At 37.9% G+C, this 13,864-nt stretch carries 14 protein-coding genes; 10 read left to right on the forward strand and 4 right to left on the reverse strand.

The features are described 5' to 3' along the window. Positions 1-39: 39 nt before the first annotated feature. A complete protein-coding gene (locus CBG49_RS14340) occupies positions 40-234 on the reverse strand; it encodes a hypothetical protein (protein ID WP_088595018.1) in 195 nt (64 codons plus the stop codon). A gap of 213 nt (positions 235-447) precedes the next feature. Between CBG49_RS14340 and CBG49_RS14345 the strand changes: the two genes are divergently transcribed. Genes CBG49_RS14345 through metF form a run of 4 tightly spaced genes read left to right on the forward strand, consistent with a single transcriptional unit; the run spans position 448 to position 5,404 of the window. Further along, positions 448-1,425 carry an alpha/beta fold hydrolase gene (locus CBG49_RS14345; RefSeq protein ID WP_088595019.1) on the forward strand — a complete coding sequence of 326 codons (978 nt, stop codon included), beginning with the start codon at positions 448-450 and terminating at the stop codon, positions 1,423-1,425. Between the two features lie 35 nt (positions 1,426-1,460). Continuing rightward, positions 1,461-3,875, forward strand: coding sequence for a bifunctional aspartate kinase/homoserine dehydrogenase I (gene thrA / locus CBG49_RS14350; protein ID WP_088595020.1), 2,415 nt, complete (start codon positions 1,461-1,463; stop codon positions 3,873-3,875). A 4-nt stretch (positions 3,876-3,879) separates the two neighbouring features. After that, positions 3,880-4,473 (forward strand): GrpB family protein, encoded by a 594-nt coding sequence (locus CBG49_RS14355; RefSeq protein ID WP_088595021.1) that lies wholly within the window; start codon positions 3,880-3,882, stop codon positions 4,471-4,473. Then, on the forward strand, positions 4,451-5,404 hold the full coding sequence (metF, locus tag CBG49_RS14360; protein ID WP_009410407.1) for a methylenetetrahydrofolate reductase [NAD(P)H]: 954 nt from the start codon (positions 4,451-4,453) through the stop codon (positions 5,402-5,404). Before CBG49_RS14355 ends, metF begins: the two co-directional genes overlap by 23 nt. Before the next feature lie 35 nt (positions 5,405-5,439). Here metF and yihA read toward each other — a convergent pair whose 3' ends face one another. Continuing rightward, the gene (gene yihA, locus CBG49_RS14365; RefSeq protein WP_088595022.1) at positions 5,440-6,045 is read right to left on the reverse strand and encodes a ribosome biogenesis GTP-binding protein YihA/YsxC; all 606 of its coding nucleotides are present in this window, start codon (positions 6,043-6,045) and stop codon (positions 5,440-5,442) included. After that, on the reverse strand, positions 6,042-6,806 hold the full coding sequence (locus CBG49_RS14370; RefSeq protein WP_088595023.1) for an alpha/beta fold hydrolase: 765 nt from the start codon (positions 6,804-6,806) through the stop codon (positions 6,042-6,044). The genes yihA and CBG49_RS14370 overlap by 4 nt, the downstream gene beginning before the upstream one ends. A 271-nt stretch (positions 6,807-7,077) precedes the next feature. On the opposite strand from CBG49_RS14370, the gene CBG49_RS14375 reads away from it, so the two are divergent. Then, positions 7,078-7,689 (forward strand): LIC11966 family surface protein, encoded by a 612-nt coding sequence (locus tag CBG49_RS14375; RefSeq protein ID WP_088595024.1) that lies wholly within the window; start codon positions 7,078-7,080, stop codon positions 7,687-7,689. A 44-nt stretch (positions 7,690-7,733) separates the two neighbouring features. Here the strand turns inward: CBG49_RS14375 and CBG49_RS14380 are convergent, their stop codons facing one another. Next, a complete protein-coding gene (locus CBG49_RS14380; RefSeq protein ID WP_088595025.1) occupies positions 7,734-9,359 on the reverse strand; it encodes a S8 family peptidase in 1,626 nt (541 codons plus the stop codon). Between the two features lie 180 nt (positions 9,360-9,539). Here CBG49_RS14380 and CBG49_RS14385 point away from each other — a divergent pair, with 180 nt between their 5' ends. The 5 genes from CBG49_RS14385 (at position 9,540) to CBG49_RS14405 (ending at position 13,840) form a co-directional block, all read left to right on the forward strand. Next, a complete protein-coding gene (locus tag CBG49_RS14385; protein WP_088595026.1) occupies positions 9,540-10,805 on the forward strand; it encodes an MFS transporter in 1,266 nt (421 codons plus the stop codon). Between the two features lie 3 nt (positions 10,806-10,808). Then, entirely contained in the window at positions 10,809-11,300 is a 492-nt protein-coding gene (locus CBG49_RS14390) for a CYTH domain-containing protein (protein WP_088595027.1), read from the forward strand. Positions 11,301-11,367: 67 nt separating this feature from the next. Continuing rightward, positions 11,368-11,550, forward strand: a complete 183-nt coding sequence (locus CBG49_RS14395; RefSeq protein WP_088595028.1) for a hypothetical protein — start codon at positions 11,368-11,370, stop codon at positions 11,548-11,550. Further along, the gene (locus tag CBG49_RS14400; RefSeq protein WP_088595029.1) at positions 11,534-12,091 is read left to right on the forward strand and encodes a GNAT family N-acetyltransferase; all 558 of its coding nucleotides are present in this window, start codon (positions 11,534-11,536) and stop codon (positions 12,089-12,091) included. Before CBG49_RS14395 ends, CBG49_RS14400 begins: the two co-directional genes overlap by 17 nt. A gap of 15 nt (positions 12,092-12,106) precedes the next feature. Next, positions 12,107-13,840, forward strand: a complete 1,734-nt coding sequence (locus tag CBG49_RS14405) for a DUF262 domain-containing protein (protein ID WP_009413755.1) — start codon at positions 12,107-12,109, stop codon at positions 13,838-13,840. Positions 13,841-13,864: the final 24 nt, after the last annotated feature.

Here is a 13,864-nt window from a genome sequence, read left to right on the forward strand (position 1 = left end):
ATAAAGTTTAAAATTCGCTACAAATATACAAAATTTTATTTAGAAGATACTACAAGAGAATAGTATTTTTTCAGTAGATGCATTGTATTTATAGTAATAATCTACACATTCTTTCATTTTTTTTAACTCTTCAGCTGAAAATTTAGCCTTCAAAACTGCTATTTTTCGTTCATACCCTCCCTTTTTACCAAAGAAAATAAGTGTATAGTTACGAATGTTTATTTTGTTTAACAATTTTCATTATCTCGATAATTCTAAATGATTCGGTAAAGGTATAAGATTATTGGCAAATTAGTAAATTTAAACAATTCATTGTCAAAAACTTGTTTTATAAGAAAAACATTCTTACTTTTGCGCCGCTTTAATTACATATACAGAGTACATTACGTTTCAAATAGAAAAAATCGCTATTTGAAATAATAGTTACAGAAATATTCCCCATAATCTATGTCAGATATTTTGCATTATACTCTTACTGATTTTGTCACCTCCTACGGGGTGCGTATCCCCGCTCTTAGGGTGTATTATCAAGTGTTTGGAAAAGCCTTAGGCACAGCTCCGGTGGTGGTAGTAAACCACGCTTTTACAGGCAATTCACAAGTAACGGGTGAAAACGGCTGGTGGAAAGAAGCCATCGGTGAAGGGAAGTTGATAGATACCCTCAAATACACGGTAGTAGCTTTTAATATCCCTGGTAATGGTTTTGGAGCACGCGAAGAAGATATGATTCCTAACTATGAGCATTGGGCGGGTATAGATATAGCGCGTATTTTCAACCAAGGGCTCACCGAGCATTTAGGACTTAAAGAAGTATTTGCCCTTGTAGGGTGCTCGTTAGGTGGTGGTATTGCTTGGGAAATGGCAGCCCTCGCCCCTACCCTTTTCAAAGAACTCATAATCGTAGCTGCCGATTGGAAAGCAACCGACTGGATTATAGGCAACTGCCTCTTGCAAGAGCAGATACTCAAAAACTCTACACACCCCTTGCACGATGCACGTCTCCACGCGATGTTGTGTTACCGCACTCCTCAATCGTTGAAACTGAAATTTGAGCGCACCACCAACATTCCGTTGCAGTTGTACAATGTAGAAACGTGGCTCTTACACCACGGCGACAAGCTACACAAACGCTTTTCACTCTCCGCCTACAAACTGATGAACCAACTGGTAAAAACGATAGATATTTCAAAAGAACGCGGTAGTTTTGCCGAAGCAGTAGCGCCTATCACCGCACACATTACCATTGTAAGCACCGATTCCGACTTGTATTTCGTTCCTCAAGAGAACCGCGATACCGTAACCGAACTGCGCGAAATGGGTAAACCTGTAGACTATTACGAAATCCACTCCGTACACGGTCACGATGCTTTCCTGATAGAACACAAACAGTTAGAACAGTATTTAAAGAAAGTGTTTGTTAGGTAAGAGGTAAGAATTTGTTAATTGTTAATTGTTATAAGATGAAGATATTAAAATTTGGTGGAAAATCACTTGCCAATGACGGCATTGAAAAGGTACTCAGTATCATTGCTGGGCTTGCTAAAACTGAACCTCTATCAGTAGTAGTTTCAGCACGAGGCAACACTACCGATGAATTAGAGGCTTTGCTCGAAAAAGCGAGTAAAGGCGAGGATTATACTGCCGACTTTCAACAACTGAAAGACGAACAGCAGTATAACGATAGTGTGTCGTTTGAGCCCGAATTTCAGTTGCTCGAAAAACTCCTTGAAGGCGTTTCGCTACTGAAAGACTACAGCCCTAAGACCAAAGATTTGGTATTAGCACAAGGTGAACTGATGTCGGCTAAACTCGTGGCAACACTACTCCAGCACAAAGGCTTGGAAAGTACTTTTGTGGATAGTCGTGAAATCTTCAAAACTGATGCTGTGGTAGGCAATGCACAAATCATCAACTCAATATCCGAAAAACTCACCCGCGACCGCTTTGCAACCATTCCTCCTAATTGTGTGGCAGTGGTTACGGGCTTTATCGCTTCCACCGAAAAAGGCGACACTACTACCTTAGGGCGCAATGGCAGTAACTATTCGGCAGCACTTTTGGCTAACTACCTCAACGCTTCCGAACTGCAAAACTACACCCACGTCGACGGTATCTTCACTGCCAATCCTGAGTTAGTACCCGAAGCCAAAATTATACGTCATCTTTCTTACGAAGAAGCCAATGAGTTGGCTAACTTTGGAGCTTCTATTCTCCACGCTAAAACCATTATCCCACTCATTGAAAAAGGCATTCCGTTGCGTATCAAAAACACTTTCAACAGTGAGGACGCCGGCACACTCATTCACCAAGAAAGCGTGCAAGAAGGTATCAAATCGATTTCAGTAATTAAAGACAATGCCCTTATCGTGATGGAAGGTCGCGGACTCTTGGGAAAAGTGGGGGTAGATGCTCGTATTTTTAAAGCACTCGCACAAAAAGGTATCAGTGTGAGTATCATCTCACAAGGGTCATCGGAGCGCGGGGTAGGCTTGGTAGTAGCTTCTAAAGATGCTAAACTTGCCAAAGCAGCTATAGACGAGGAATTCTCACACGATTTCTACACCAATGATGTGAGCAGTGTGAGCATCGTAGAAGATGTAGCTGTAATTTCTATCGTAGGACAACCGCTTGCTACTTTTCATCACCCTTATAACGCTTTGATACGCAACCAAATCGTTCCTTTGCTCATCAATAATGCCGTAACGGGCAAAAACGTGAGTTTGGTACTCAAAACCAAAAAACTCCACAAGGCATTGAACGTAATTCACGGTGAAATATTTGGGGTTTCACGCCGTATCAACTTGGTAATCTTTGGTAAAGGTACCGTAGGGGCTACCCTCATCGACCAAGTGATTGCCGCACACGACAATATACTCCACCGCAAGAACATCAGTTTGCGTATCGTTGCGATTGCCAATTCACAACAAGTGCTCACCAATGCAAAAGGAATAGGCAACAATTGGCGCTCTGCCTTCGATAAAGAAGCCGTGCCTTATAGCTTCGACACTCTGCAAGCCTTTGTAGATAAAAATCACTTGGAGAACCTCATCGCCGTAGATGTAACCGCCAGCAAAACCTTTGTAGACAACTATATTCCACTTATCAAGAGCGGTTACGACTTGGTTTCAGCTAATAAAATAGCGAATACTATTTCGTTTGACTTTTACCAAGAACTGCGCAAAACTCTCAAACAACACCAAAAAACTTATCTCTACGAAACCAATGTAGGGGCAGGCTTACCATTGATAGACACCATTCGCCTCTTGCATCATTCGGGCGAGAACATCACTCGTATTAAGGGAATATTCTCAGGAACGCTCAGCTATCTGTTCAATACTTTTTCAGCAGAAAACAAGCCGTTTAGCGAGGTACTCCAACACGCTATCAACAGCGGTTATACCGAACCCGATCCTCGTGAAGACCTCTGTGGTAATGATGTAGGGCGCAAACTGCTCATTTTAGCCCGCGAACTCGATTTAGGCAATGAGTTCACCGATGTGAAGATACAAAACCTTATCCCCGAACATTTGAGAGAAGGCTCAGTGCAAGACTTTTTGCAACGTTTAGACGAGTTCAATGCGCCTTATCAGCAAATCAAAGAAGCGCAAGCACCCGACCACGTACTGCGTTATGTAGGCGACCTTCACGGCGACTTAGCTTCTACCGAAACGGTTCAGTTAGACGTATCACTCGTATCAGTTCCGCGCAACAGTGCCCTCGGTCAGGTAAAAGGTGCTGACTCTATCTTTGAGATTTACACTGAATCTTACGGCGATAACCCTATCGTGATACAAGGAGCAGGCGCAGGCGCTTCGGTAACCGCACGAGGGGTATTTGGCGATATTTTAAGGTTAGCAGAGAAAAGTAGGGTTTAGGATTATGAAACAGGAAGAAAATCCTTTGTTAAAGATGTCGTTGCAGGAATTGTGGCAACTGTTCCCTATCAATCTTACACAGCATAATCCTTTGTGGAAAGAATGGTATGAGGAAGAACGCAGTTTCCTTTTAAAACAATTGCCCTCTAACGAAGTGGTACGGCTAAGCCATATAGGCAGTACTGCTGTGGAAAAGATACAAGCCAAACCTATTGTTGATATATTATTAGAAGTGAAAAAAGACAGTTCATTTCAGAAGCTAAAAGAACTCATATTACAATCAGGTTATCTATGTATGAATGAAACAAACGATAGGATTTCTTTTAATAAAGGCTATACTATTAATGGGTTTGCAGAACGTGTGTTTCATCTGCACTTGCGTTATGAAGGCGATAATGACGAACTCTATTTTCGCGATGAACTGCAAGCACACCCATCGGTAGCCAAAGAATATGAAACACTTAAATTGTCTCTTTGGAAGCTTTTTGAGCACGACCGAGATGCTTATACCGCTCACAAAACAGACTTTGTGAAACAATATACACTGATAGCAAAAGAAGAATTTAAAGGAAAATATGAAAATAACAGACCATATTAAGAATGCCAAAGGAAAAACGCTCTTCTCCTTTGAAGTAGTACCTCCTAAAAAGGGAAATAATATTGAAGAACTATACCGAAACATAGACCCCCTAATGGAGTTCAATCCTCCGTTTATAGATGTAACTACTTCACGCGAGGAGTATTATTACATTGAACACCCTAATGGGCTATTGGAAAAGAAAGTAACCCGTATGCGCCCTGGTACAGTGGGTATTTGTGCGGCTATTCAGCATAAATATAAGGTAGATACTGTACCACACGTGCTTTGTGGTGGTTTTTCAAAAGAAGAAACTGAGTATCTATTGGTAGATTGCCTCTACTTGGGTATTGATAACGTAATGGCATTGCGTGGTGATGCGATGAAAGAACAACGCTACTTTCAGCCTACTGAGGGCGGACATACCTACGCTACCGAACTCGTTACTCAAATCAGCAATTTGAACAAGGGGATTTACCTCAATGGTATTGCTGCCGACCATAAGGCTAATTTCTGTATAGGGGTAGCAGGTTACCCTGAAAAACACATTGAAGCCCCCTCACTCACCTCGGACTTGGCGCGCCTAAAAGAAAAGGTAGATGCTGGTGCCGACTATGTGGTAACACAGATGTTTTTTGACAATCAGAAGTATTTTGAGTTTGTAGAGAAAGCCAAAGAAGCAGGCATCAATGTACCTATCATACCAGGGATTAAACCTATTGCTATTAAAAAGCACCTCAACCTACTGTCACAAGCCTTTAAAATAGATTTCCCCGAAGAGCTCATCAAAGCAGTAGAATCCTGCAAGAACAACAACGAGGTAAAACAAGTGGGTATAGAGTGGGCAATTCAGCAGAGTAAAGAGCTGAAAGCCGCTGGGGTACCTGTTTTGCACTACTATTCAATGGGAAAATCGGATAATATAGTGAAAGTGATATCAGAAGTTTTTTAATTAGGTAAGAGATAAGAGGTAAGAAATCCTACTTTTTATCTCTTATTTTTTATTTCTTCATTGATTTGTTCAATGTAATGGGTAAGTTCTTCTTTGCCGGTTTTGTTTTCGGCGGAAGTGATGAAGTAGGGCGGGAATTCTTCCCAAGTTTCGAGGAGTACTTGTTGATAAGCAGCTATATTGCGTTCAATAGCTAAAGGTTTGAGTTTATCAGCTTTGGTGAAGACAATAGCAAACGGAATGTCGTGTTCGCCTAACCATTGCATAAACTCTACATCTATCTTCTGAGGTTCGTGGCGCACATCTACTAATACAAATGCGCATACCAACTGTTGCCGCTCCTCAAAATATTTAGTAATAAATTGCTGAAATACCTTTTTAGTTTCTTTGGATACTCTTGCATAACCATAACCAGGAAGGTCTACTAAAAACCAACTATTGTCTATTTTGAAGTGATTGATGAGTTGGGTTTTCCCTGGACGCCCCGAAGTTTTAGCCAAATTCTTGTGATTGGTAAGCATATTGATAAGCGACGATTTCCCTACATTGGAACGCCCTATAAAAGCATATTCAGGTAAATTTTCCTTGGGGCACTTACTCACCTGAGAGTTACTCATCACAAATTCAGCTTTTTTTATCATCTTACCTCCTTATTTTCAAGCCACTTATTTAAAATCTCGTTGAACTGTTGAGGGTGCTCCATCATTGGGGCGTGACCACATTTGTCTATCCAGTGCAGTTCGGAATTAGGCAATAGTTCGTGGAATTCTTCAGCGACTTTAGGAGGGGTTACATTGTCATTCTTACCCCAGATGAGGCAAGTAGGGGTTTCCATTTTAGGCAAATCTTTTGCCATATTATTGCGGATAGCACTTTTGGCAAGCGCCAAAGTTTTGATAAGTTTAGAACGATCGGAGATATTAGCAAATACCTCATCTACAATTTCTTTAGTAGCTACGGCAGGGTCGTAAAACACCTCTTCACATTTCTTTTTGATGAAATCGTAATCACCACGACGTGGATAGCCATCGCTCATTGCTTTTTCGTACAGCCCAGAACTACCTGTAAGCACTAATCCAAGTACGTTTTTAGGGTGCATTTTAGCATAGAGCAAACCTACGTGTCCGCCAAGTGAATTGCCGAGCAAGATTACTTTTTCAAACTTCTTGTGTTTGATAAATTTCTGTATATATTTAGCCAATGTTTTCACTGAAGTTGTGAGCAAAGGCATAGAGAAGAGAGGCAGTTCGGGGACTACCACTTTATATTTATGGGAAAAAAAAGAAACTACTTCTTCAAAGTTACTAAGCCCACCCATCAAGCCGTGTAAGATAATAATAGGAGTGCCCTCACCTTTTTCGATGTATGTAAATTTACCTTCTTTTTTTACTTCTACTGTCATCGGTTTTTATCAAAAAGTTTTTTTGAGCTACAAAGGTAATATTTTTATTTTTATTTACGTGCAGGAAAGTGAAAATATTTTTTACTCTTTTTTGTAAATAGCTATTTATTAAGGAAATAGGATTTAAGTGGTATAGATTAAAGAAGTGGTAGACGAAAGAAAATAAGAGTTAGGCGTTAAATTATTGTTAATATTTAAACGATATTGTGGTCGTTTATAACATTTACATTACATTTGCAATCTATTAAAAATTTTATAAAATAATTAGATTATGATGGATTTTCTAAAGAATCTTCAGAATATGATGGGAGGATCAGCTGAAGATATGCAAAAGCAAATGGAGCAAATGCAACAACAAATGCAACAACAAATGAATGCTGCTATGGGGGGTGGCAATGAAAAAAGAGGTTGGCAACCTGATGAAGGTGTGTACTACGCTAAAGGTGAGTACGATAATGCCGTAGAGTACAACAACGAAATTGTGTGTATCACCAATGGTTGTACAGACGAAATGGCTGAAATGAACGACGCTATGGACGACAACGATTTCAACCGCGCTGAAGAAGTGCGTTTGCAATGGATTGAAGACCTTGTAACTTTCAAAGAAGAAGTACGCAAACTCGGTGCTTACAAAGGTGATACTTCATTGCTTGAAGCCGCTATCAAATACTTCGATAATTACGATGCTTTGATGAAAGATGGTTACAAAACCCTTATCCAAATGCGTTTAAAAGGCTTGAGAGGTACTCCAGAAGAGCAAGCCCAACTTAAGAAAAACAACGCTTTTATAGTAAAAACTGCCGAAGATTTCAATGCGGTAAGCGATGAGTTCATTGAGCGTTATGAAGACGAAGACGACGAAGATGATGACGATGACGAATAAAAAAAGCTGCCTTAGGGCAGCTTTTTTTATGAACTATTATCTGATTATTTCAATTTAACGTTTGCTATTTTCGCTGCCATTATCACAGCGTTTTTAGCATTTACAATAGTTCCAGTTGTAGAAAGTTCACTAAAGTTCTTTTCTGGACGTTTTTTGCCATCACCTTTATCTTCACCTACATATACATTCATATTCACTTTCACCCCTGAATCCATAATGATTTTCTTCACTTGGGCAGCTGTAAGACTTGGGAAGTAAGAACGCAACAAGGCTGCTACTCCAGCTACTTCAGGCGATGCCATTGAAGTACCTTGTAAGAATTGGTATTTGTTGTTAGGAACAGTAGCATAAATTTTTACACCTGGGGCAAATACATCGACGTTGCGTTTGCCATAGTTTGAAAATTCGGCTACTAAATTCTTGTTGAACTGATAGTTGAGAGCTCCTACAGTAAGGAAATTATCAGAGATTTCTTTTTTGTTTACCTCGTCGTTAGGGTAAGTATCTTTCACGTCGATATCTTGAGAGTCGTTACCAGCAGCGTTTACGATCAGTACATCTTTAGAAGCTGCGTATTTGATAGCATCGTACACCCACTCTTTGTGAGGAGAAAAACCTTTACCAAAGCTGGTGTTGATTACTTTAGCACCGTTGTCTACTGCATAACGCAAAGCAAGAGCGACATCTTTGTCGTATTCATCACCATCGGGAACGGCGCGTACTGGCATAATCCATACGCTATTAGCAACTCCATCCATACCGATGCCGTTGTTGCGTTCAGCAGCAATGATTCCTGCTACGTGAGTACCGTGAAGAGCTTCTTTGCTATCAGGGCCTATTACGTTATTGTTGCCGTAATATTTTTTAGAAAAGTCGTTTTCGTCGTCTTTCAAGATTGTTTTACGCGGACTGAAGTCTAAACCCAAGTGGTATTTAAGTTTAGTATCGAAATAGTCTACGCCCTCTTTCAATTCTTTTTTAATTTCTTCATTATCGTTAGCGCGAGCCAAAAGTTCTTTCATAAAGCCTACCATATCAGTAGTCATTTCGTCGTAAGATTTTCCTTTGGTAGCTTTTTCGATATCTTCGAGGGTATAAGTATCTTTACCTACGATTTTGCGTACGGCTTTATCGGCGAAATCAGCAGTTTCGATAAGTTGTTGATAGAAAGCCTTAGTGCGTTTCGCTTCAGAGGCTTCTTTTTCGTACTCTTCTTTAGCGCGGGCATAGTCAGGGTTTTTAGTATTTTTAGTTTTGTAGATACGGGTCATTTCGGTATTTTCTTGAATGATATTACCGAGGAAGTTCCAACCGTGAATATCGTCTACATAGCCGTTTTTATCGTCGTCTTTACCATTGTTAGGAATTTCGGCAGTGTTTGTCCAAATCACGTTTTTAAGGTCTTCGTGATTGATATCTACACCAGAATCTACCACCCCTACGATAATTTTTTTAGGAGTAAGATTTTTTAGGAGGGCATAAGCCTCATCTAAGTTAATACCTGGGAATTTTTGTTTAAAACCTTGGTGAGGCCAGTTTTTGAGAGTGTCGTCGCTGTATTTTTTTTCAGCAAAAGCGGAAGTAGGAGCTTTGTCTAACGCGCCCTTAGTAGTGCCGCAACTCGCTAACAATAAGGCTGCTGAAGTTGCTAAAATAAATGATTTTTTCATTCTTTGTTAATTATGATTTTTTTGAGTTATATGAAAAACTTTGCAAAGGTATAAATAAATAGCGAATGAGCAAAACTTATTTTGTGTTAAAGACTTAAAAGTTTGTTAATTTCCAAATTAGTTGTACATTTGTCGGATTTTTTTAACAAACGCATAAAAACATATTAAACAACAACCGTTATGAAAAAGAAAAATCCTATTACTTGGGTGCCTACTGCCTATTTTGCTATGGGGTTACCTATGATTATGCTCACTCTGGTAGCTTCAGTATTTTTTGAAGATTTAGGAATTCCTAAGTCACAACACACTTTTTGGACAGGTTGGATTATTTTACCGTGGTCACTAAAACCTATCATTAGTATTATAATGGAACTTTTCGGTACGAAACGGCAGTATATTTTTATCACCGAACTTATATCAGCAGTTGCTTTTGGGGCTATTGTCTTCTCGCTGCCCCTGCCTAATTTCTTCACTATGGTATTAGTATTTATGGGAATCATTGCCCTAAGTGGTTCTACTCACGATATTGCTCTTGATGGAATGTATATGGAACAGCTTGATGTAGCTACCCAAAGTGCTTATTCAGGCTGGCAAGGAGCTTTTTATAATATTGCCAAAGTATTGGCTAACGGAGGGCTTATTTTTTTAGCAGGCTGGTTAGTAACAGAACAAGGTTTTTCACAAGTAGCATCATGGCAGGTAGTTATGAGTATTTGTGCAGCTATTTTTGGCATTGTAGGGGTTTATCATTTTTATATGTTACCTCGCGATGTGAAACCAAAAACTACTGGTGATTTTTCAGAAAAAATGAATGAACTTGGAAGTATCATCGTTGATTTCTTTCGGAAAAAACATATTTGGTATTACCTTATTTTTATCTTTTTATATCGCTTTGCTGAAGGTTTTGTAATGAAAATATTTCCTTTATTCCTCAAAGGGAAAGTTGCTGAAGGAGGTTTAGAGCTCAGCAATGAACAAGTAGGTTTTATCTATGGTACAGCGGGAGTTATAGCTTTTATTACGGGCTCTATTTTAGCAGGGCATTACGTATCAAAAGTAGGGCTCAAAAAATCCCTTTTTATTCTCGTATGTGCTTATAATATTCAATTTATAGTATATTTGTTATTGGCATATTTCCAGCCTACCCATCTCACTACTATTGCACTTGGTGTGATAGGTGAAAACTTTGGTTATGGTTTTGGGGCAGTAGGACTTACTCTCTTCATTATGCAACAAGTAGCTCCTGGTAAAAATCAGATGACGCATAATGCTTTTGGTAATAGTTTAGCGATGTTATCTTTAGCATTATCAGGAATGGCAAGTGGAGCATTGAGCGAATCTTTAGGGTATTTAGGTTTCTTCCTCTTAGCCATCGTATTAATAATTCCTTCCATAACACTCGCTTGGTATGTACCTTTCTCTCACAAAAGTCACACAGAAGTATAACCTATGTTACAAGAAATAGAACGCAAATTCAAGGTAAAAAGCAACACTTATAAAGCACTTGCTACTAAGGCGATACGCATCACACAAGGCTATTTGAGTTCGGTGCCAGAGCGCACAGTAAGAGTGCGTGTAAAAGGCGACGAAGCATTCCTCACTATAAAGGGCGGTAGCAACGAGAGTGGTACCACGCGTTTTGAGTGGGAGAAAGCCATTGCAGTAGCCGATGCTGAGCAACTGCTCACTCTTTGTGAAAAAGGAGTGATTGATAAAACCCGTTACCTCGTGCCTTATGGTGAGTTGTTTTTTGAGGTAGATGAGTTCTATGGAGACAATGAAGGATTAGTGATTGCTGAGATAGAATTACCCTCTGAAAACACCCCCTTTGAGTATCCTGAATGGTTAGGCGAGGAAGTAACCAATGAGGCGCGTTACTACAATGCTATGCTCAGCAAAAATCCCTACAAAAGTTGGCAAACTGAAATAATTGATAATTGATAATTGTTAATTGTCAATTAATCACTACCTTTGCACCCAAAATCAACACATTAGAAAAAATAATATTATGGCAAGAGATATTTTACCTACTCCCATACTTGAGGGAGAAGAAGTCATAGAATTCTACAACAAGTTAGCAAACTTTAAAGAGAATTTAAAGAAAAAAGGCATTACTTGGGAAGTAATCCAAGAAGATGCAAAACGTTTAAAATCAATTTTTAAAGAAAACCCAGATGTTGAAAAGAAATAGCTTAGAGGGTTTATCTTTCTTTCAACTAAAAGAAAATTACCCTATCAAACCTTTTGACTGTGAAGATGATGATTTGAATGATTTCCTGTTCAATAAAGCATTACTATATCAAAAAGAATTGCTTGCTACCACTTTTATTGTTGAAGATAAAGAACGTACTTTAGGCTACTATAGTGTGCTCAACGATAGTCTGCAACTCAAGGAAGAAGATTTTCCATCAAAAAGCAAATACAAAAAGTTTTTAAGTCATCTAATTCCTCATCCTAAACGCCATTTGAAAAGTGTACCTGCTGTAAAAATAGGACGTTTAGCTATTGATAAAACTTACAAGGGCAAGGGATTAGGAATGATTTTTATTCGCAATATTATAGCAGATTGTGTCAAGCTAAATCAACAAATAGCTTGTAGACTTATCACAGTAGATGCCTATAAAGGAGCTTTAACTTTCTACCAAAAGTTAGGTTTTGAATTCTTAACTGAAAAAGATAATAATGAAGACATTCGCCAGATGTTCTTTGATTTAACAAACCTTGATAATTAAATAAAATATTAAAATATGTCTAAACTAAATATAGATCAAAAAACAATAAAAGGACTTTTTTCGGATAAAAAATCAGATTTTTTAATTCCAGACTATCAACGTCCTTATGCTTGGGGAGAAAATGAATGTCAAACTCTTTGGGATGATATATTCTCTTTTGCTATTCCTGAAGATGATGCTACTAAATTCAAACAAGATGATGAATATTATCTTGGACCTATCGTGACATTTAAAAATGAAATAAACAAACAAGAAATTATAGATGGACAACAACGTCTAACAACTTTGATGTTATTACTTCGTGCTTTTTATGAAAGGTCTGGAGTTATGCAAGATAAAGAAACCAAAACTATGCGGAAGATGATTGAGCAGTGTATTTGGAAAACTAATGAATTTGATGAACCTAATAAAGAGGCTCTTAAAATAAATTCAGAAGTAGCAACAGACGAAGACAAAGAAGAATTCTTACAAATTCTAAAACAAGGAACAGCTCCTGACAATTTTAAAAGTCGTTATGCTGATAACTATAGATTCTTTGAAAAAAAAATCACTTCTTTTTTAGGAAGTTACCCTACATTTTTCCCTTATTTACCTATACGAATATTAAACAACTGCATCTTGTTGCCCATAGAAGCAGAAAACCAAGATACTGCTTTGAGAATATTTTCTACCTTGAATGACAGAGGGAAACCACTTTCTGACGCTGATATTTTTAAAGCTGAGTTCTACAAATATTACTCTAAAAAGGGTGAAAAAGACACATTTATTGAAAAGTGGAAAGAATTAGAGCAAACATCCATACAAACTTTTAAAACAAACGATAGTAGTTCGTCATTAGATGAATTGTTTACTCGTTATATGTATTATTTGCGAGCAAAACAGGGAAATACAAATTCAACTACTGAAGCTCTTAGAAAGTTCTATGAAAAAGAGTATTATAAAGAATTGAAAAATGAATCTACATTGACTAATTTGGAAGCATTGCTTTACTTTTGGTATGATGTAAACACTCAAAACAAAGAACGTTTTTCTGATAGAGTACTTAAGCGTCTGTTTGTTTTAAACTATGCTCCTAATGGGATGTGGTATTATATAGTGTCTGTTTATTTTATGCATCATCAAGAAAAAAATAGAACTCTAGATGATTCTCAATTCTTTAATTTCTTAGAAAAAATAACAGCCTTTATTTGGGCCTATGCACTCACAAATCCTGGAGTAAATGCCTTGCGCACACCAGTTTATCGTGAAATGGTAAATATAATAAATGATAAAGAGGTGACTTTTGAGGATTTTAAATTTGATAAAAATAACTTTGTAAGTATTTTTAAAAATTTTAAATTTCTTAATCAAAGACAAATTACACGTTCAATGATAACTTGGTGGGCTTTTCATTTCGAAGCACAAGAACTACTTCCTATAGATTGCCGTTTAGATATTGAACATATTTATGCTCGTAATAGAATGAAAAGTGAACCTCTTTCTTCTGAACAAGATATAGATCTTTTAGGAAATAAGTCACTTTTGGAGCAACGTATCAACATTAGAGCTTCTGACTATCGTTTCGCTGATAAGATACTATATTATCAGGGAATACGAAAAAATAATAAAGTACAAGAAGCTACATCTATTTATGAGCTTTTAGAACTTTCAAAACTCTCTAATTTTGATGAAGTCAATATTGTTGAACGAAATGAAGAAATTTTGAAAGGTTTTTTAGAATTTCTCAATAAAAATAAGTTACTAAAATAATAGAATAAAATATACACTTTATCA

Origin of the sequence: Capnocytophaga endodontalis (assembly GCF_002209445.1) — a bacterium.
GTDB lineage: Bacteria > Bacteroidota > Bacteroidia > Flavobacteriales > Flavobacteriaceae > Capnocytophaga > Capnocytophaga periodontitidis.

Bases quoted from the DNA above. Each gene is read 5' to 3' on its own strand.
- CBG49_RS14395 (WP_088595028.1), top strand. From the start codon at position 11,368: ATGGCAAGAGATATTTTACCTACTCCCATACTTGAGGGAGAAGAAGTC.
- CBG49_RS14390 (WP_088595027.1), top strand. From the start codon at position 10,809: ATGTTACAAGAAATAGAACGCAAATTCAAGGTAAAAAGCAACACTTAT.
- CBG49_RS14385 (WP_088595026.1), top strand. From the start codon at position 9,540: ATGAAAAAGAAAAATCCTATTACTTGGGTGCCTACTGCCTATTTTGCT.
- CBG49_RS14405 (WP_009413755.1), top strand. From the start codon at position 12,107: ATGTCTAAACTAAATATAGATCAAAAAACAATAAAAGGACTTTTTTCG.
- CBG49_RS14375 (WP_088595024.1), top strand. From the start codon at position 7,078: ATGATGGATTTTCTAAAGAATCTTCAGAATATGATGGGAGGATCAGCT.
- CBG49_RS14370 (WP_088595023.1), bottom strand. From the start codon at position 6,806: ATGACAGTAGAAGTAAAAAAAGAAGGTAAATTTACATACATCGAAAAA.
- yihA (WP_088595022.1), bottom strand. From the start codon at position 6,045: ATGATAAAAAAAGCTGAATTTGTGATGAGTAACTCTCAGGTGAGTAAG.
- CBG49_RS14380 (WP_088595025.1), bottom strand. From the start codon at position 9,359: ATGAAAAAATCATTTATTTTAGCAACTTCAGCAGCCTTATTGTTAGCG.
- CBG49_RS14345 (WP_088595019.1), top strand. From the start codon at position 448: ATGTCAGATATTTTGCATTATACTCTTACTGATTTTGTCACCTCCTAC.
- metF (WP_009410407.1), top strand. From the start codon at position 4,451: ATGAAAATAACAGACCATATTAAGAATGCCAAAGGAAAAACGCTCTTC.
- CBG49_RS14355 (WP_088595021.1), top strand. From the start codon at position 3,880: ATGAAACAGGAAGAAAATCCTTTGTTAAAGATGTCGTTGCAGGAATTG.
- CBG49_RS14400 (WP_088595029.1), top strand. From the start codon at position 11,534: ATGTTGAAAAGAAATAGCTTAGAGGGTTTATCTTTCTTTCAACTAAAA.
- thrA (WP_088595020.1), top strand. From the start codon at position 1,461: ATGAAGATATTAAAATTTGGTGGAAAATCACTTGCCAATGACGGCATT.